The following is an 18,359-nucleotide window of genomic DNA, read 5'->3' as shown; positions in this document are numbered from 1 at the left end:
GCCGGCCGCCCTCACGGCTCGCGCAGGGCCCGGTCGACGAGGGGCCCGGCCGCCCCGGTGTACGCGGTCGGATCGCACAGCCGAGAGAGCTCGGCCTTGCCGAACACGCCGTCGAGAGCGGGCAGTTCGGCGAGCACCTGCTCCAGTGGCCGCCCGTCGCGATCGGCCTCGCCGGAGGCCTCGGTGAGCAGCTGCCTGGCCGCCGCCTTGCCGAGCCGGGGCGCCAGGACGGCGACGATCCGCTCCGAGACGATCTGACTTCCCGTCAGTTCCAGGTTGGTGCGCATCCGTTCGGGCCGGACCTCCAGTCCCTCGGCGAGCTCCACCGCGGTGTGCGCGGCGCCCCCGGTCAGCCGCAACGCCTCGCGCAGCAGTTGCCACTCGGCGTGCCAGGCGCCCCCCGAGCGCTCGTCCTCGGCCAGCAGGCACTGGGTGAGCCCGGCGGCGATCACCGGCACCTGCAGTGCGGCGCTACGGATCAGGGTGGCCAGCACCGGGTTGCGCTTGTGCGGCATCGCGGAGGAGCTGCCGCGCCCGGCCGCGGTGGGCTCGGCCACCTCGCCGACCTCCGTCCTGGTCAGCGACTGCACGTCGATCGCGATCTTGCCGAGGGCGCCGGCGGTGAACGCCAGTGCGCCGGCGAGGTCGGCGATCGGGGTGCGCAGCGCGTGCCAGGGCAGCACCGGGCGGGCCAGCCCGGTCTCGGCGGCGAAGGCGGTGAGCAGCCGGTCCAGGTAGTCGCCCGGGTCCGGCGCCGCCCCGTCCGCCCCGCCCGCGGCCGCGCCGTCGATCCGGGCGTACTCCAGGTACCCGGCGAGGGTGCCGGCGGCGCCGCCGAGCGAGACCGGCAGGCCGTGCTCGGCGACCCGCCCGAGCCGCTGCTCGGAGTCCAGGACGAGCCGGCGCCAGCCGGCCGCCTTGAGCCCGAAGGTGGTCGGTACGGCTTGCAGGGCGAGCGTGCGGCCGGGGAGGACGGTGTCCCGGTGCCGCTCGGCGAGGACGGCCAGGGCCCGCGCGGTGCGGGCGAGGTCGGCGCGGATGATCCGCAGGGCCTGGGCGGCCACCAGCATCGCGCCGGTGTCCAGGACGTCCTGGCTGGTGGAGCCGCGGTGGACGTACTCGGCGGCGGCCCGGTCCTCGGCCGCCACCACCGCGGTCAGCGCCCGGACCAGCCCGACCACCGGGTTGGCGGTCTCCCGGGACTCGACCGCGAGGGCCCGCAGGTCCAGCAGCTCGGCGCGGGCCAGGCGGGTGATCGTGTCGGCGGCGGTCTTCGGCAGGGTGCCCAGCCCGGCCTGGGCCCGGGCCAGCGCCGCCTCGGCGTCCAGCATGGCCTGCAGCCAGGCCCGGTCGCAGACGGCGGCCTCGACCGGGGTTCCGGCGCGGACCGGCGAGAGCAGCCCGGCGTCGGTCAGGATGCCGACCGCGTCGAGCGGGCCGTGCGCGTCGTGCGGGCCGCCGGGGCCGTGCGGGGCGGCCGGCTCGTCGGGGTCGGTCATATCAGCACTCCGGTCAGGTCGGTGACGGCCGCGTCCGGCCGGACGCCGAAGGGCAGCTGGGTGGTGGGCGGCAGGGCGAGCAGCGAGCGGGCGATCGCGTCCGAGTCGCCGAGGGTCACCGAGTCCACGCCGGGCCGGATTCCGGCCGCCGTCACCCAGTGCACCGACTCGGTCGGCACCCCGTAGGCGTAGCGCCGCGGGTGCGCGCGGCCCCGGGTGTCCAGCAGTCGGTACGGCCGTTTGGTGACGGCCAGGCCACCGGTCTCGTAGTCGGTGCCGCCCGTGCCCGGGATCCGGTACGCGGTGGCCTGCTCGGTGCTCAGCAGGTGCTGCAGCAGCGGGTCGGTGGTGCGGCGCAGGTCGGGTTCGGGCAGCCGGGCCTCGATCAGGACGGTGGCCCGCACCGGCGGCTGGGGCACCGCCCGGGAGGTCAGCACGTAGGCGGCCGCCTCGGTGTCGATCCGGATCTCGGTGCCCGGGCCGGTGAGTTCGACCACCCCGGCCTCGATCAGGGCGATCAGCTCCTCGATCCGGGAGACCGGCGGGCCGATCGACAGGAAGGCGTTGAGCGGGGTGTACCAGCCCTCCAGGTCGTCCCGGTGCGAGCTCCCCTCCAGCCCGCCGTGGTCCACCGCGAGGCGGATCTCGTTGCGCAGGTCGCGCAGGATGTCCAGGGCGGCCTTGAGCGGGCCGCTGAGGTTGCCGGCCCGGGCCGCCTCGACGTCCTCGGCCAGGTATCCGAGCAGCCAGTCGCGGAAGTCCTCCGGCCCGGTGAACTCCCGTTCCCCGTAAGGGCGGAAGAGCCGCTCCCAGTCCCAGCGCTCCGACTCGGGGATGCCGTACTCGTCGAGCAGGGCCGCGAAGCCGCCGCCGTGGTCGACCGTCAGGTACCGATCGACGAAGGGCTCCCGCTCGGCGCCGCGGCCCTTCGCGTCGAGCAGCGTGCCGTAGTAGACGCTCTCCACCTCGCGCGAGATCAGCGGCCACAGGTCGGTGCGGAACTGCACCGGCTCGCCGGCCGCGGACTGCTCGCGCAGCCCGGCGATGTACTCGGCGGTCAGCAACCGGGGGAAGTAACGGCCGTACGCGCCCTTCTCGTTCTCGCCGCGGGCGTGGTACGGGATGCCGCGGCGCGAGGTGGCGAACAGCTTCGGCTCCCGGCCCGACGGCCGGTACACCAGCCGTCCGTCCGCGCGGACGAAGGCGCCGCCCCGGCCGACCGTGAACAGGGCCATGTGGTCGAAGAAGTTCAGCCCGAGGCCGCGCACCAGTACGTGCTGGCCCGGCAGGATGCCGCTCAGGTCGAGGTCCGCCGGGTTGGCCGGGGTGATGTAGGTGAGGTGGTGGATCCGGGACAGGCTGGCCGTCCGCTCCTCGTGCGGGGTCGGCCGGGCCGCGACGTGGCCCTGGGCGAGCACGATGGCGTCCAGGTGGTTGAGCCGGCTGCCGTTCTCCAGGCGGATGCCCTGCGGGCCGCCGGGGACACCGTGGGTGTCCGCCATCGCCACCGCCCGCGAGCGGTGCACCCGGACGGTGACGTGCGCGGGCGCGCCGTCCACCACCCGGCGGAAGCTCGCGTTCAGGTAGCGCCCGTAGAACGCCCGGGTGGGGTAGCTGTCGGCTCGCAGGACGCGGGCCTCGGCCACGCACTCCTCGTCCTGCCCGGAGGCGGCGCCGGCCCCGGCGACCTCCACCGCCCACTCCCACAGGCTCGGACCGGGCTCGATCGGCCCGTCGATCCGGGAGCTGTCGTCGGTGTACACGGTGATCTGCGAGGCGACGGTGTTCATCAGCAGGTGCCGTGACTGGTCCTGGCGCCAGACGGCGCCGGCGCCGGGCGCGGCCGGGTCGACCATGTGCACCGTGATGGAGCCGTGCGAGGGCTCCGCGCGCTCGTTGGCGCAGAGCCGCTCCAGAACGGACAGGCCGCGCGGGCCGGCCCCGATGACGCAGACCTCCAGCGCCGCCCTCGTACCCACTCCGCTCATGCGCCCGCCCCGCTTCGCTCGGCACGGGCGTCCGCCCGCGCGCACCTCTCGATGACGAGCTCGCTTCGCTCACTCACGGCTTCACGTCCTCCACGTCTTCCACGTCCGTCCGGGTGCCCTGCGGGGCGTCGGCGAGCAGCAGGCGGGCGAGCTCCAGGCGCTTGATCTTGGTGGTGGCGGTCCTCGGCAGCTCGTCCAGCCGCCGGTGGACCGGCTCGGCCATCGGCGGCAGCGACGCCGCGGCGCGCCGCCAGGCCGCCAGGTCCAGCGGTTCGTCGTCCTTGGTGCACACCACCGGCACGGCCCTGCCGTCCGGGCCGGGGATGATGATGACCTCGGCGAGGCCGGGCAGCTGGCCGAACAGGGTGTCCTCGGCCGCGAGGGTGCTGCCGAAGCCCTCGATCAGGTCGACCTCGCGGTCCAGCAGGTGCACGCAGCCCCACTTGGTGCGGTAGCCGACGTCGCCCATCCGCCACCAGCCGTCCGCCGACACCTGGGCGTCGTAGCGGTCCTGCTCGCCGAGATAGGTGACGATGCGCCCGTCGCTGCGCACCTCGATGAAGCCCGGGTTCCGCTCGGACGGCGGGTTGCCGTTCCGGCTGACCACCCGGACGTCGGTCATCCCGGGGAACGGCATGCCGACGCAGCGGCCGTCGTCGTCCAGGGTGCGGCGCCGGGTGAAGCCGCGGACGATGGCCGGGCCGACCTCGCTCTGCCCGTACAACTGGCCGAAGAGCGGCGAGCGGCGCCGGGTGGCGCGCAGCAACCGGTGCACGGTCCGCGGGTGGATGGCGTCGAAGGTGCTGCTGAACAGCTTGACGTTGGACAGCGGGCCGCGCGGGTCCTGCGCCAACTCCTCCCACTCCATGAAGGAGTTGGGGTGTGCCTCCAGGATGCCCGGCTTCAGCCGCGCGAACAGGTCGCCGACGTGCTTCGGGTCCGACTCGCGCAGCACGACCAGCGGGAAGCCGCGGTAGAGGGAGATCGCCAGCGCGGTGATCAGCCGGGAGTGGACGAAGGAGACGTGGATGGCGATGGTCTCCCGGCCCGGGATCAGCGGGGCGATGACGGAGGCCTGCGGGCGGTAGCGGGACTGCAGGCTGAACCCGGTGTGCACGGCCAGCTTGGGCGTCCCGGTGGTGCCCGAGGTGTGGGTGATCAGCGTCGGGTGGTCGGCCGGCATGACGACGGGCTCGACCCTCTCCACCCCGGCCAGCGCCCGCAGTTCGACGGCGTCCCGGTACGAGCCGGAGGTCAGCACCACCCGGTCGGCGAGGTCGAAGACCGTCTCGGGCAGCACGTTCTCCAGCTTCTCCTGGTCGGTCACCAGGAACGGCCGGTCGGTGCGGCGGACCAGCTCGGCGACGGTCGCGCCGTCCAGTGCCGGCGACAGCAGCACCGGGACCGCCCCGATCCGCGCCGCCGCGCACGCGAGCAGCGTGATGTCGAAGCCGTCGGCCTTGTACACCACCACCCGCCGGCTCGGCCGCACGCCCGCCGCCCAGAGCCGGGACGCCAGGTCGTCCACCAGGTCCGACACCTCGGCGACAGTCGCCCTGCGGCCCAACTCCGGTGCCGCGTCGAGGTCGTGGTCGAGGATGAGGACGTTCGCGCCGTGTCTGGCCGCGGCGCGCTCGAAGAGCATCCCGAGCTGAATTCCCCGGTTTCCGATACGTTGAAGAAGCACCTGTCCGCCTCCCGGTCCGCGGCTGTGCGCCGTCGGCGCCTGACGTGAATGGAATGGACACCACCCGCGGTGAAAGGGACACCGTCCGAGGTGAATTGGCGTGCCCGGGCGTCCGAATGGCCGCGTGCCCGGGTACGGGCCCGGGAATTCCGGGCGAATCGCGGAAGGCCGGATACCGCCCGGCGTCACGCCTCTTCGATGACGGCCTTGATGCGCTGCAGGGTGGCGGCCAGATCGCCGGAGATCTTGTCGCCCCACTCCGCGAAGAAGCGCTGCTTCTCGGCCGCGTCCATCTCCGCGGTGATGCCCTTGATGCCCTGGGTGGCCGAGTCCATGCGGAAGTGGTGGATCAGCAGGCTGCCGCCCTCGGCGGCCTCGATGTCGAAGCCCCAGACGCTCTCCTGCTTCTGGCCGTCCGAGTTGTGTATCGCCCACCGGAAGGTCCGGCCCGGCTCCGCGGTGACCACCTCGGACTGGGTCGTCCACCGGCCGCGGACCACCGGCGCCCAGGCGACGATGTCGTCGCCGCGGAGGTTGTCGCCGCGGAACACGGACCCGACGGCGGCCGGCTCGCCGACCGTCCATTCACCGCCCAGGCATTCCGGGCTCCATTCGCCGCTGCGCGGCAGGTCGCTGATCACCGCGTAGACCTCGATCGGTGTCGCGGAAATGCGGATGTCGGCGTCGGCGGAGAATATCGGCTGCTTCTCGTTGATGGTTTCGCCCATGCCGGGAATCGTCCCAGCCGGGCCCCGGCGGGGGTCAAGGACAGGGCGGCGGGTCCGTCAACTCCGTGATTCCGTGTCAACTCCGGCGCGGCGCCGCGGCGAACGGCCGCGAACCGGCCGGCACCACCGGCCGCGAACCGGCCGTCCCCTCGAACCGGCCGTCCCCTCGAACCGTTACGAACCGGCCCGGATCTCGCGGGCGAAGTGCAGGGCGACGATCGACATCCGGGCCGTGTGGTAGAAGCGGTGCGCGCCGTGGTTGGTCACCCCCGAGTCGAGCTCGATCCGGGCGCACCCCGCCCGTCGGGCCCGCTCCTCCAGCTCCGCCATCAGTCGCCCGCCGACCCCCGCCGACCGCACCGCGCGGTCGGTCACCAGGTCGTCGACGAACAGCAGCCGGCCGCGGCTGGTCGCCAGCACCCGGTGGGTCGCCACCCCGACGCACCGCCCGCGACCGTCGTACGCGGCGGTGAAGACCAGCCCCTGTGCGTGCGCCTCGGCGGCGAAGGCGGCGAACCCCTCGGCGGTCAGGGCCGGCCTCAACTGCCGTATCAGCGGCCCGAGATCGGTCGCCATGGCGGCGTTCCCCGGCGTGACGTCAACCATCGTCAGTTCCATTCCCCGATCTTCGCAGGGAATCCCGACGGGGGCCGTGGTCAGCCCGTGGTCAGCCCGCGCAGGCCGGGCAGAGACCGCGGTAGGTGACGGCGGCGTCGGTGACGGTGAAGCCGAAGCGCTGGTCGGCGGGGAGGCCGGCGAGGGGGTCGTCGGTGGGGTGGACGTCGCGGATGGTGCCGCAGTGGGTGCAGACGAGGTGCTGGTGCGGGTGGTGGGCGTTGGGGTCGTAGCGCTTGGCCCGGCCGTCGGTGGAGACCTCGGTGACCTCGCCGAGGGTGACCAGTTCGCCGAGGGTGTTGTAGACGGTGGCCCGGGAGATCTCGGGCAGGCGTTCGGCGGCCCGGGCGTGGACCTCGTCGGCGGTGAGGTGCACGTGCTCGCCGTCCAGGACCTCCGCCACGACACGCCGCTGGGAGGTGAGGCGCCAGCCGCGTCCGCGCAGTCGCTCCAGCAGGTCACTCATATCGGTTCACCTATTCAGGTCAATGGGAGGTCAGGATTTTACCAAGTTATTTCGGCTTCTCTCCGGTTCCCGATCGGATATGTGTTTGGTGTCGTTCTTGACGTGGATCGTGTCCATCGTAGGATCGGCTCCGGCGATAGCCTGGGTAGCAGGAAGTAGCAGTGAAGACACCGTGATCCGCCTTGTAGGGAAGGATTTCCATGTCTGAGAACCACGATCCGATCGTTACCGAACCCGAGCCGCAGGCGGAGGGCACGGGCGGCTGCCCGGTGGCCCACGGGCGCGCGCCGCACCCCACCCAGGGCGGCGGAAACCGCCAGTGGTGGCCGGAGCGGCTCAATCTGAAGATCCTCGCGAAGAATCCGGCCGTGGCGAATCCGCTCGGCGCCGACTTCGACTACGCCGCGGCGTTCGGATCCCTCGACCTTCCGACCGTGAAGCGCGACATCGAGACGGCCCTCACCACCTCGCACGCGTGGTGGCCGGCCGACTACGGGCACTACGGCCCCTTCATCATCCGGATGGCGTGGCACAGCGCGGGCACCTACCGGATCAGCGACGGCCGCGGCGGCGCCGGCGCCGGGCAGCAGCGCTTCGCCCCGCTGAACAGCTGGCCCGACAACGCCAGCCTGGACAAGGCCCGCCGCCTGCTGTGGCCGGTGAAGAAGAAGTACGGCCGCGACCTCTCCTGGGCCGACCTGATGATCCTGGCCGGGAACGTCGCCCTGGAGTCGATGGGCTTCGAGACCTTCGGTTTCGGCGGCGGCCGCGTGGACGAGTGGGAGCCGGACGAGGACGTCTACTGGGGCCCGGAGACCACCTGGCTCGGCGACGAGCGCTACACCGGCGACCGCCAGCTGGAGCGGCCGCTCGCCGCCGTCCAGATGGGCCTGATCTACGTCAACCCCGAGGGCCCCAACGGCACCCCGGACCCGCTCGCCGCCGCCCGCGACATCCGCGAGACCTTCTACCGGATGGCGATGAACGACGAGGAGACCGTCGCGCTGATCGCCGGCGGCCACACCTTCGGCAAGACCCACGGCGCGGGCCCGGCGGACAACGTCGGCCCCGACCCCGAGGACGCCCCGATCGAGCAGCAGGGCCTCGGCTGGAAGAGCACCTTCCGCACCGGCAAGGGCGGGGACGCGATCACCAGCGGCCTGGAGGGCGCCTGGACGGCCACCCCGGTGACCTGGGACAACAGCTTCTTCGAGACGCTGTTCGGCTACGAGTGGGAGCTGACCAAGAGCCCGGCCGGCGCCTTCCAGTGGAAGCCGAAGGGCGGCGCCGGAGCGGGCACCGTCCCGGACGCCCACGACCCGTCCAAGCGGCACGCCCCGACGATGCTGACCACCGACCTGTCGCTGCGCCTGGACCCGGTCTACGAGCCGATCTCCCGGCGCTTCCTGGAGCACCCCGAGGAGCTCGCGGACGCCTTCGCCCGCGCCTGGTTCAAGCTGACCCACCGCGACATGGGCCCGCTCGCCCGCTACGTCGGCGCGGAGGTGCCGACCGAGCAACTGGTGTGGCAGGACCCGCTGCCCGCGGTCGGCTACCAGCAGATCGACGCCGCGGACGTCGCCGCCCTGCGGGAGCGGATCGCCGCCTCCGGGCTGTCGGTGTCCGAGCTGGTGTCCACCGCGTGGGCGGCGGCCTCCTCCTTCCGCGGCAGCGACAAGCGCGGCGGCGCCAACGGCGGCCGGATCCGGCTCCAGCCGCAGATCGGCTGGGAGGTCAACGAGCCGGACCGGCTGGCCTCGGTACTGCGCACCCTGGAGGGCGTGCAGCAGGAGTTCAACGCCCGGTCCGGCGCCAAGCAGGTCTCGCTGGCCGACGTGGTGGTGCTGGCCGGCGGCGTCGGCGTGGAGAAGGCCGCCCGGGCGGGCGGCCGCGACGTGGTGGTGCCGTTCACGCCGGGCCGGGTGGACGCGACGCAGGAACTCACCGACGTCGACTCCTTCGCGGCGATGGAGCCGACCTCGGACGGCTTCCGCAACTACGTGGGCAAGGGCAGCCGGCTGGGCGCCGAGTACCTGCTGCTCGACAAGGCGAACCTGCTGACCCTGAGCGCGCCCGAACTGACCGTCCTGGTCGGCGGCCTGCGGGTGCTGGGCGCCAACTACCAGCAGTCCCCGCACGGCGTCCTCACCGAGACCCCCGAGGCCCTGACGAACGACTTCTTCGTCAACCTGCTGGACCTGGACACGGAGTGGAAGGCCACCTCGGAGGACGGGCACACCTTCGAGGGCCGGGACGCGGCCACCGGCGCGCTCAAGTGGACCGGCACCCGGGCCGACCTGGTCTTCGGCTCCAACTCCGAACTGCGCGCCGTCGCCGAGGTCTACGCGAGCGACGACGCGAAGGAGAAGTTCGTGGCGGACTTCGTCGCGGCGTGGGTCAAGGTGATGAACCTGGACCGGTTCGACGTCGCCTGATCCCGGATTCCCGTGCGGCTGAAGGGAGTTGGCGTCAGCCGTCCGGAAAGCGGGACCGGCCCGCCATCGGCCCGGAGGTGTCCGCCTCCGGGCCGATGGCTGCCCGCCGTCCGGGCGGCCCGGGCGCGGACGGTCGAGGCGCTGCGGGCGCGGTGAGGGGCCGGGCGGCGGGTCAGGCGCCCTCGCCGGGCCGGTCACCATCCGCCTCGGGCTCCGCCGCGTTCTGCGCGGCCGTGTCCTGCTCCGCCGTGTCCTGCTCCGCCTTGTGCTCGGCGGCCCGGACCTGCTCGGCGAAGTCCTGCGCGTCGATCCGCTCGACCGTGGCCCCGTGCCGGGAGGCCAGGTCGTCGGCCCGGTCGGGGGAGGACTCCCGGAGCTCCAGGACGAGCAGCGCGCCACCGTCCGGGACGCGGGGCGAGAGCATGATCAGCCCGGCGCCGCCCTCCGTCGCCCGGCCCTCCTCGGCGGCGTTGCCGATCGCCGCACCGGCCGCGAAGCCGAGCAGGACGCCGATCGGCCCGCCGACCAGGCCCACCAGGCCGCCGAGGACGCCGGAGCCGACGGTGGTCACGCCCGCGCCCCGGGTGAAGGTGTCCTGGATCTCCAACAGGCCGTCGGCGCTGCGTTCCAGCGCCGCCAGCTGCCGCAGGCCGGGCAGGTGCTGCGCCTCGTCGAAGGCCGTCCGCCATGCGGCGGCGTCCGGGAAGGTCAGCAGGACGACGTTGTGCTGCTCGCTCATCGTGCTCCGATCGGGCCGGGGGCGGGGGTTGCCGGATTCCATCGTGACCTTCGGTGCTCGGCCTGGCCACAGGAGCGACGGGCGCGCGACTGCCCGGGGCCCGGCCGTTCAAACGTGAGGCCCGGTTCAGGCTCCCGTCACCGCCCGGATTCCGGACAGGTGCACCCCGACTCGCCCTTGCCGCCTCACCGCCCCCTTCCTTCGCGCGCTCCATCCCCCGACCCCCCGACCCCCTGACCCCCGACCTTCTGGCCCCGCGTCCCGCCCCCTGAGATGGTCGGCGAGGTCGGGCCGCGCGGGCTTGGCCGGGACGTTCCTGTGATTGTCGGACCGCGTGCCCGGAGTGCACCGCAATCGGCCCCTGAATCGAACATCGCGGACCCTCCCGGTGATCGATTGCCACCAACTCGCCGCCGCCGACACGGAATCGCCCGGATCGAGTGAGACCGGCCGGGACACGCCGGACGGCCCGGCGGACCGCTGCCAGGATCGGGGTCCGCACCGCAGCCAGCCCTTCGCAGAGTGCCCTCCGGCACCGCTGCCGACCCCACACGCCCACGCGGCGGTGAGGGCTGCCCGCGCGCGGATCCGCTGCGGCCACCGGCCGCCGTACCAGGGAACAAGGGAGCACTGTGTCCGAACAGATCGTGAAGCCCGGGAAGCCCCACACCCCGCCCGACCGCACCTCGCCCGTCCAGGACCGGCCCGTCCAGGACCAGCACGAAGAGGAACTGCGCCTGCGCTTCCCCGGCGACCGCCGCGCCGAGGCCGGGGCGTCGATGTCGGCGAGCGCGATGCTGCGCCGCCTCCCGCACCTGGTGCGCCGCGCGCTGGCGCTGGCGTGGGCGGCGGACCGGACGTCCACCGTGCTGCTGCTGGTGTGCCAGGCGCTGGCGGGCGTGTTCGGGGCGTTGGCGCTGTACGCGACGACCGGCACCCTGGGCGCGCTGCTGGTGGCGGGCCCGGTGGGGGAGCACCTGCGGACCGCCGCGCCGTCGCTGCTCCTGCTGACCGTCTCGGCCGCGCTGCGCGCGGTGCTGGGGATCGCGGTGGTGGGGCTGTCCGGCCGGGTGTCGCCGAGGGTCACCCGGGAGGCGGAGCTGGCGCTGATCGCCGCCGGGTGCGCGGCCGAGCTGCGGGCGTACGACGAGCCCGCGTACAACGAGCAGTGGGAGGCGGCCGACCGGGGTGCCTCGACCACGCCGGACCTGCTCTCCAACGCCCAGGACGTGATCGCCTCGACGGTCTCGCTGGCCGCCGCGGCGGGCGTCCTGGCGACGCTCCACCCGTGGCTGGTACCGCTGCTGCTGCTGGGTTCGGTACCGACCGGGGTGGCGGCCGTCCGGACGGCCCGGATCCACTACCTGGCGGCCGTGGCCACCAACGAGGACCGTGGCGCGCTGCGCGTCTACCGCTGGTTCCTGATCGACAAGACCCGCGCGGACCAGGTCCGTTCGGACCAGGTCACGCCGTTCCTGATGGCCAAGTACCGCCGCGCCGAGGAGAAGATCGTCGAGGCGACGGACCGGGCGACCAGGGAGGCGGCGAAGGTCTCCCTGCTGGCCTCGCTGGGCACGGGGGCGGGCAGCGCGCTGGTCTGGGGCACGCTGCTGTACCTGGTGGCGAGCGGCCGGATCGACCTGGCGGCGGCGGGTACGGCGACGTTCGCGCTGCGGACGGCCTCGTCCGGGTTGCAGGGCCTGGTCGGCAACGGCGCCCGGCTGTACCGGATGGGCCTGTACCTGGACGACTACTTCACCTTCCTGGACGAGGCCGGCGGTCACCGGATCCGGCGCGGCGGGATCGTGCCGGACGCGCCGCAACTGGTGGAGGTCGCGGACCTCGGGCACGCCTACCCCGGCGAGCAGCAGGAGCCGGCGCTGTGCGGGGTCAGCATGACGCTGCGGGCCGGGGAGGTGGTGGCGGTGATCGGGCAGAACGGCAGTGGCAAGTCCACGCTGCTGAAGCTGCTGTCCGGCCTCTACCTGCCGCAGTCCGGCCGGATCTGCTGGGACGGCGTGCCGGTGGAGGAGTTGGACGCGGACGGCATGTGGTCGCGGGTGGCCCGGGTGCCGCAGGAGTTCGCGCGCTGGCCGCTGGGGGCGGCCGAGAACGTTCACCTGGGGCACCTCACCGAGCAGGTGATGGCGGACGTGGAGCGGGCGGCCGCGCGGACGGGTTTCGACGAGGTCGTGGCCCGGCTGCGGTCGGGCTGGCGCACGCTGCTGGCCCAGGGATGGTGGGGCGGCGCCGAGTTGTCGGGCGGCGGCTGGCAGCGGGCGGCGGTGGCCCGGGCGCTGTACCGGACGGTGCGCAGCCCGGGGCTGTTGATCCTGGACGAGCCGACCTCGGACCTGGACCCGCGCGCCGAGCACCGCATCCTGCACGCGCTGCGCGCCCTCGCCCCGGGGCGGATCACGCTGCTGGTGACGCACAACATCGCCAACGCGGCGGTGGCGGACCGGGTGATCGTGATGGACCGGGGCCGGATCGTGCAGACCGGCACCTGGGCGGAGCTGGCGGCGCGTCCGGACGGGCTGTTCCGTGAGCTGCTGGACCTCCAGCGGGACCGGACGGTCCCGGCGCAGCGGGTGTAGGGCGTGTCCGACCGTCCTCCGTACCGTCGTCGTCACGACGGTACGGAGGACGGGCGGCGCCCGCCGGACGCGCTGGGTCTCGTTGACGGCCCTGCGCCGGTGGGCCGGTGCGTCAGTGCGTCGTGCGTGCCGCGTCGCGCAGCCTGCGCCAGGTGCGGCTGACGGACGCCAGCCCGGTCCGCCCGGCGCCGGTCCCGCCGCCTTCCCAGGTCCGGGCCGCCTCGGCGAACGACTCCGCGCGCTCCGCGTTCTGCGCCGCAGCCTCCGCCCGGGCCGCCCGCGCCTGTGCGGCCCGGGCGGCGAGCCGCAGGTCCTCCGGTTCGATCTGGTCGAGCCTCGCCCGGACGTGGTCGAGCAGCGCGGCGCAGGAGTCGCCGATCGCGGCCTCGCCGAGCGGGCGCGCCGGGAGGTCCAGCCCGTCCGTCAACCGCCGCTCCAGGGCGGTCCGCAGGTCCGGTACGGAGATGTCGCGGATCGTCAGTGAGAGGTGGGCGGAGAGTCCGGCGGCGCCGACCGCGCGGTGCGCGAAGCCGCGCGGGACGTAGAGCACGCTGCCGGGTTCGAGGACGCTGTGCAGGAGCCGCGGGGAGTGCTCGTCGTCGGGGAGTTCTCCCGGCGTCCAGTGCGCCACGGTCGGCGCGGCGTGGACGTACCAGGTCTTGCGTCCGGCCGCCTGGAGGACGAACACGTCGGCGTCGTCGCGGTGCACCGCGAGGCCCTGGCCGCCGGCGGGTGTGACGAAGAAGAACGCCTCGACGCGCCGGTCGAGTTCTTCGGACAGCCGCGCCACCAGCTCGCCCGTCGGGCGGTGCCACTGGTCGACGCAGCGCAGCAGCAGCGTCGCCCCGGTGCCCAGGAGTGCGAGGACCTTCGCGCGGTCGGCGAAGCCGTGGTACGTCACGCCGTTGACCACGCGTGACGTGGTGTAGGCCTCGGGCGGGACGGTCACCTTGGTGGAGCGGACCATCTCCAGGTAGGGGGTGCGCAGCAGCCCGGTGTCGAAGGCGGCGTCCAGCGCGTCCAGGTCGAACGGCGGGGCGAGTTTCTCCGGTGTGAAGACCGCGGGCTCGCGCTGCCACTGGTGGCCGGTGAAGCTCCGGACGTCGCCGACCCAGTCGGCCAGCGTGGGCGATTCCATGGTGTGTCCCGTGGTGTCAGGGTGTTCGGGGTCCGTGGGTCAGGCCCTGGTCCCGGCGTCGAACCGCACGGAGAGCAGGGAACGCAGGGGGACGTGCGCCTCCTGCCGCGGGCCGCGAATGGCGAGCCCGTGGTCGAGGGCGACGTTCAGCAGGCGTTCGGCCAGGGGGACGACCAGGTGCTTGGCCCAGCAGCGGGCTCCGTCGAAGCCGAACGGCATGAACCCGGGCGTCTTCTCCGGGTCCGCCACCCCGGCCCACCGTTCGGGCCGGAACTCCAGCGGGTCGGACCAGTGCTCCGGGTGGCGGTGCATCAGGAGCGGGAAGAGCGCGACGCGGTCCTCGGGGTGGATCTCGGGGTGCAGCCCGGTGTAGGCGCGGCCGTCGTTGCGGAACAGCATCCATGCGGGCGGGAGCAGCCGCAGGGTCTCCCACAGGACCTCGGTGAGGTCGGCGCGGGCGTCCTCCCGCTCCCGGTCCGGCCCCATGAGCCACAGGGCGTTGCCGGCCAGCGCGGCCACCCCGTCGCAGAGGGTGGCCGTCGACCGCCGGTACAGCGCGATGGCCTGCCTCCGCTCCCGGGTGCCGTCGGCGTCGCGGATCTGCCCGGCCAGCGCGGTGCTCCTGCCCTCGGCGGCGGATCCCGGCCAGACGGTGACGGCGCGGTCGACGATCCGGGAGAGCCGGTCGGAGCGGGTGACGCCGCGTTTCGACAGGAGGGAGACCGGCAGGGGGTCGGACGCGAAGAGCCATCGGCGCAGGTAGGAGGTGGCCGCGTAGGGCCAGGCGCCGGACAGTCCGCGTGCCGGGGGCGGCGGGGCCTTGATGCCCGCCATGACGTCCTGCCCCAGCGCGCGGATCGTCCGGGTCGCGCTGTCGTGGTGGATGTCCGCTCCCGCGGCGGGCTTGTAGACCGAGCGCTCCGCCGACCGCACGGGGCGCGCCGCGACGATTTCGGCCATCAGCCCGCTGTCGGAGACGCCGACCGTGCGGGCGTCGATCCGGAACACCTTTTCTTCCCTGGTCAGCAGGTCCTGGATCTTCGGGGCGTAGGCGATGGAATGGCTGCGGCCGATTGCCGGCGCCATTTCTTCCATGAGAATCGCGCCTCCAACGGAATGGCGATGAAATGGCGATGAAATGGATTCCCCCGGCGGGCGGAGAACCCCGGGCGGACGGGAGGGCTCCGGTCCGGTGGACGGGTGGGGCGTTCGGCAGCGCCGGCGGGGGGCCGTGGCCGGCCGTAGCCCGGCCACGGCCCCCGATAGTGACGATGCGTCAGATGACGTGCGCGATCCACGAGTGGTCGGCGAGGTCCTCGTCACGCTTGAACTTCTTCACGATCGCCTTGATCATCTTCATGGGTACTCTCCATTCCCGGGATGGCAGGCACGGTGGAGCAAGGATGCCCGAGGCTTGGCGGAAATTCGGTATTCCGATCGGAACCCCGAACCGACTTTCATCTAACTCCGGACCTTAACCGAAAGCCAGGGTTCCTGACACCCTTTTGACAAAGGATGACCTCCTCGCCGGTCCGTATTGTGCGGCGCATTGGATGGCCGATCGTTATAACTTCCCGAGGCGTGCGGTGGGGGACCATATCGGTATGGAGCTGAGGATTGAGGCCACCGACCTGCCGGGGCGTGAGTGTGCCGCCGCGCCGGGCTTCCCGGGCTACCGGGACCTGCACGTCGCCGTCCAACGCCGGGGTCGCCCGGCCGAGTTGCTCGACCCGGTCCCGGGGGACGCGCCGCGCGCCCGCTGGTCCCTGGAGTGCGAGGCGCAGCCGGCACCTGGAGGTGCGGACCTCACCGGCGGCGTGGACATCACCGGCCGGTACGTGCAGGGCGGCCCCGGTGCCCGGTTCGTCTACCTGAACTGGGTGACCGGGAGCGGCGACGGCTGGGCGCTGTTCCGCCGGGCCAAGCTGCTGCTGGCGGCGGTCGACCGGGAGGTCGCCGGGGCGGCGGTGGAGCGCGGCGTCCTGGTGGCCCGGCTGCGTCTGACGGACGCCAAGGGCCGTCCGTTGTGCGCCGCCGTCCGTCCTCCCGTGGTGACCTGGTCGGCGGAGGGCTGAGCGCGAGGGGCCCGAACGCGCGAGGAGGGCCCCGCCGCACGCGGGGCCCTCCTCGATGTCCGGGACGCGGACGTCAGTTGTACGTGGTGGTGACGGTCACGCCGCCGAAGCCCTGCTGGGCGTAGAGGCTGAAGTACACCCAGCCGGACGGCGGGTTGGCGATGGTGAGGGTCTCGCCGTTGCCGGGGTTGGTGGACTTGGCCAGGTTCGACCCGGTGGTGGCCCACGCACCCCCGTTGTAGTAGAGGTCGGCGTTGCCGGTGCCGCCGCTGGTGGTGATGGTCAGCTGCTTCACGCCGGCGGGCAGGTTGAGGAAGCTGTAGCTGTAGTTGCCGGTGGTGGCGGCGACGCCGTCGCGGCGGCAGTTCTTGTCGTACTGCCGGGTGTCGCCGGCGGTGCAGAGCGGGGCCTGGTTGGTGGGCAGCGAGCCGCAGTTGTCGGCGCCGCAGGCCTTGAGCCAGGTGGCGAAGTCGGCGTCGTACTTGGTGCCGATGGTGGTCTTGAGCAGGGCGCGGGCGCCGTTCCAGTCGCCGACGCGGTACTTGGCGAGGAGCGCGTCGACGTCCTGCGGGTGCGACTGGAGCATGTAGCGCACGGCCAGGTAGCCCCAGTTGTAGACCTTGGTGGAGTCGGAGTTGTCGTAGGTGTTGTCGAAGAGGGTGCTCAGCGCGTAGGTGCCCTTGGCGGCCTGCGCGACGGCGTCGTCGTAGTGGACGCCCCGGTAGCTGTACGAGATGTACTCGGCGAGGCCCTCGACCCACCAGACGGTCGGGGTGGTCATGCCGGCGTCGAAGTCGCCGTAGAAGTCGTAGCGTCCGTCGAGGTAGTGGGTGTACTCGTGGTTGAGGTTCCAGATCTGGAAGCTGGGGCGCAGCCAGTCGGCCTGGTGGGCGATGAAGCGGGCCTGGTTGCCGACCTTGGCCGGGTCGCCCTCCTCGTACATGCCGCCGTTGTCGACGGCGATGTTGTACATCTCCCAGGCGTACAGGCTGTAGTTGTAGTAGTCGTCGAAGACGACGACCTCAAGGCTGGTGTTGTTGTCGTTGGCGACCGGGCCGTTGTCCTTGACCACCTTGTGGAAGAACGCGTCTTCGTTGATCAGGCTGGTGCAGGTGTCGGCGAACTGCTGCGCGGTCATGCTCTGCGCACGGATGCGCAGGTTGGCGTTGCAGGTGTGGTCGGTGGTGAGCACGAGCGGGACGAGCCGGGTGGGCAGGTCGCAGGTGCCGTAGTAGGAGCAGTTGCCGGTGTCCTTCTTCTCCGCGAACCAGACCAGGTTCATGGTGAGCGGACCGGTGTTGCCGACCAGCGGGTAGCGGTTGATCAGGTCCTTGACGATCGGCCGGCCCTGGGCCTTGGTGGCGTCGTTGGCGACCAGGTTGCCGATCTGGATGCCGATCGAGGTGACCAGGTCGGAGCCGTTCAGCTGGGCGCCGTTGCGGGTGACGAAGGACGCCATGGTGGTGGCGAAGGACGGGTCGGCCTGGAGGGCGGCGGTGAAGGCGGGGAGGTCGAAGCCGCGCTCGATGACGGTCTTGGTGTTGGCGACGGCGGTGGCCATCGAGCCGGTCCACGAGCCGGTGTAGTCGTTCAGCAGTCGCTTGACGACGCCGGTGTAGCGGGCGTTCTCCTGGGCGCTGTCGATCAGGGTGACGGCCTCGGCGAGGGTCGCGCCGTTCGCCTCGGTGACGTCCTTGCTGCGCGGGGCGGCGAAGAAGCCGTCCAGCGCGCCGCGGATGGCGGTCTGCAGGGTGGCGCCGTACGGGCCGACCACGTCCGGGTTGTACCACTGCACGTAGTAGCCGGCGCGGAGGTAGACGACCAGCTGGCCGGCCGAGGTGGAGTCGTCGCCGGGGTAGGCGGCGGAGACGTCGCGCAGGGCGTTGGCGACGGTGGCCATCTGCGCCTCGTTGAACGCGCCCTTGGCGTCGTTGCCGGTCAGGTTGTACAGGGTGTTGATGCAGCCGAGGTCGGCGGCCTTGACCTTCTGGACGAGCGCGGCACCGGTGTTGCCGGTGAAGGCGGAGACGTCGCAGGCGGCGGCCGCCGAGAGCTGCCTGGCGGCCTTGGCGGCGGCGTGCGCACCGGTGGCGCTGCCCGCCGCCGGGGCGCTGGACTTGGCCTGCTGGTCCGAAGCCAGCGGACGGTCGTCCTTCGGCGTGTCGGGGGACTTGGGCACCGGGACGGAGCGCGGCGCCGCCGCCTTGCCGGCCTGGGCCTGGGCCTGGGCCTGGGCCTTGAGTGTGGTGGCGGAGTCGGCCGTCGCGGCGTGTGCCTGCGGGGCGAACAGGCCGAGCGCGAGGAAGAATGCGGCGCCGAGCGCGGGCAGTTTCCGCGCCTGGGCCGTGGTTATCCGGAAGGGACGCATCTGTGGGGGCCTCCGGGGCCGTCG

The 18,359-nt window shown here is 72.8% G+C and carries 13 protein-coding genes; 3 read left to right on the top strand and 10 right to left on the bottom strand.

The features are described 5' to 3' along the window. Positions 1–11: 11 nt before the first annotated feature. The 6 genes from ACIQVZ_RS36510 to ACIQVZ_RS36485 form a co-directional block, all read right to left on the bottom strand. Positions 12–1,499: an adenylosuccinate lyase family protein gene (locus ACIQVZ_RS36510; RefSeq protein WP_402456177.1), complete on the bottom strand. Its 1,488-nt coding sequence runs from the start codon at positions 1,497–1,499 to the stop codon at positions 12–14. Further along, on the bottom strand, positions 1,496–3,487 hold the full coding sequence (locus tag ACIQVZ_RS36505) for an FAD/NAD(P)-binding protein (protein ID WP_402456175.1): 1,992 nt from the start codon (positions 3,485–3,487) through the stop codon (positions 1,496–1,498). Before ACIQVZ_RS36505 ends, ACIQVZ_RS36510 begins: the two co-directional genes overlap by 4 nt. 73 nt (positions 3,488–3,560) lie before the next feature. Then, a complete protein-coding gene (locus ACIQVZ_RS36500; protein ID WP_350886740.1) occupies positions 3,561–5,132 on the bottom strand; it encodes a class I adenylate-forming enzyme family protein in 1,572 nt (523 codons plus the stop codon). A gap of 227 nt (positions 5,133–5,359) precedes the next feature. Beyond that, on the bottom strand, positions 5,360–5,902 hold the full coding sequence (locus ACIQVZ_RS36495) for an SRPBCC family protein (RefSeq protein ID WP_402456173.1): 543 nt from the start codon (positions 5,900–5,902) through the stop codon (positions 5,360–5,362). 174 nt (positions 5,903–6,076) lie between these two features. Continuing rightward, positions 6,077–6,508 carry a GNAT family N-acetyltransferase gene (locus ACIQVZ_RS36490; protein ID WP_402456171.1) on the bottom strand — a complete coding sequence of 144 codons (432 nt, stop codon included), beginning with the start codon at positions 6,506–6,508 and terminating at the stop codon, positions 6,077–6,079. Positions 6,509–6,569: 61 nt separating this feature from the next. Next, entirely contained in the window at positions 6,570–6,983 is a 414-nt protein-coding gene (locus ACIQVZ_RS36485) for a Fur family transcriptional regulator (RefSeq protein WP_402456169.1), read from the bottom strand. 200 nt (positions 6,984–7,183) lie between these two features. Between ACIQVZ_RS36485 and katG the strand changes: the two genes are divergently transcribed. Continuing rightward, positions 7,184–9,418, top strand: a complete 2,235-nt coding sequence (katG, locus tag ACIQVZ_RS36480) for a catalase/peroxidase HPI (protein ID WP_350886729.1) — start codon at positions 7,184–7,186, stop codon at positions 9,416–9,418. 172 nt (positions 9,419–9,590) lie between these two features. On the opposite strand, the gene ACIQVZ_RS36475 is transcribed toward katG, so the two are convergent. Further along, the gene (locus ACIQVZ_RS36475; RefSeq protein WP_402456167.1) at positions 9,591–10,157 is read right to left on the bottom strand and encodes a hypothetical protein; all 567 of its coding nucleotides are present in this window, start codon (positions 10,155–10,157) and stop codon (positions 9,591–9,593) included. A gap of 632 nt (positions 10,158–10,789) precedes the next feature. Between ACIQVZ_RS36475 and ACIQVZ_RS36470 the strand changes: the two genes are divergently transcribed. Continuing rightward, on the top strand, positions 10,790–12,754 hold the full coding sequence (locus ACIQVZ_RS36470) for an ATP-binding cassette domain-containing protein (protein WP_402456165.1): 1,965 nt from the start codon (positions 10,790–10,792) through the stop codon (positions 12,752–12,754). 112 nt (positions 12,755–12,866) lie between these two features. On the opposite strand, the gene ACIQVZ_RS36465 is transcribed toward ACIQVZ_RS36470, so the two are convergent. Together ACIQVZ_RS36465 and ACIQVZ_RS36460 are read right to left on the bottom strand one after the other, a co-directional pair. Continuing rightward, positions 12,867–13,892 carry a JmjC domain-containing protein gene (locus ACIQVZ_RS36465; protein ID WP_402456163.1) on the bottom strand — a complete coding sequence of 342 codons (1,026 nt, stop codon included), beginning with the start codon at positions 13,890–13,892 and terminating at the stop codon, positions 12,867–12,869. Positions 13,893–13,931: 39 nt separating this feature from the next. Then, positions 13,932–14,978: a cytochrome P450 gene (locus tag ACIQVZ_RS36460; RefSeq protein WP_402456161.1), complete on the bottom strand. Its 1,047-nt coding sequence runs from the start codon at positions 14,976–14,978 to the stop codon at positions 13,932–13,934. A 518-nt stretch (positions 14,979–15,496) separates the two neighbouring features. Here ACIQVZ_RS36460 and ACIQVZ_RS36455 point away from each other — a divergent pair. Beyond that, positions 15,497–15,967, top strand: coding sequence for a DUF5990 family protein (locus ACIQVZ_RS36455; RefSeq protein ID WP_350886717.1), 471 nt, complete (start codon positions 15,497–15,499; stop codon positions 15,965–15,967). A gap of 73 nt (positions 15,968–16,040) precedes the next feature. Here ACIQVZ_RS36455 and ACIQVZ_RS36450 read toward each other — a convergent pair whose 3' ends face one another. Further along, on the bottom strand, positions 16,041–18,335 hold the full coding sequence (locus tag ACIQVZ_RS36450) for a M9 family metallopeptidase (RefSeq protein WP_402456159.1): 2,295 nt from the start codon (positions 18,333–18,335) through the stop codon (positions 16,041–16,043). Between the last annotated feature and the right edge of the window lie 24 nt (positions 18,336–18,359).

Origin of the sequence: Kitasatospora sp. NPDC098663, from assembly GCF_044760075.1 — a bacterium.
In the GTDB taxonomy this organism is placed as follows: Bacteria; Actinomycetota; Actinomycetes; order Streptomycetales; family Streptomycetaceae; genus Kitasatospora.
Note: the sequence above shows the minus strand (reverse complement) of the source record. Positions and strands in the feature narration are given on the sequence as shown.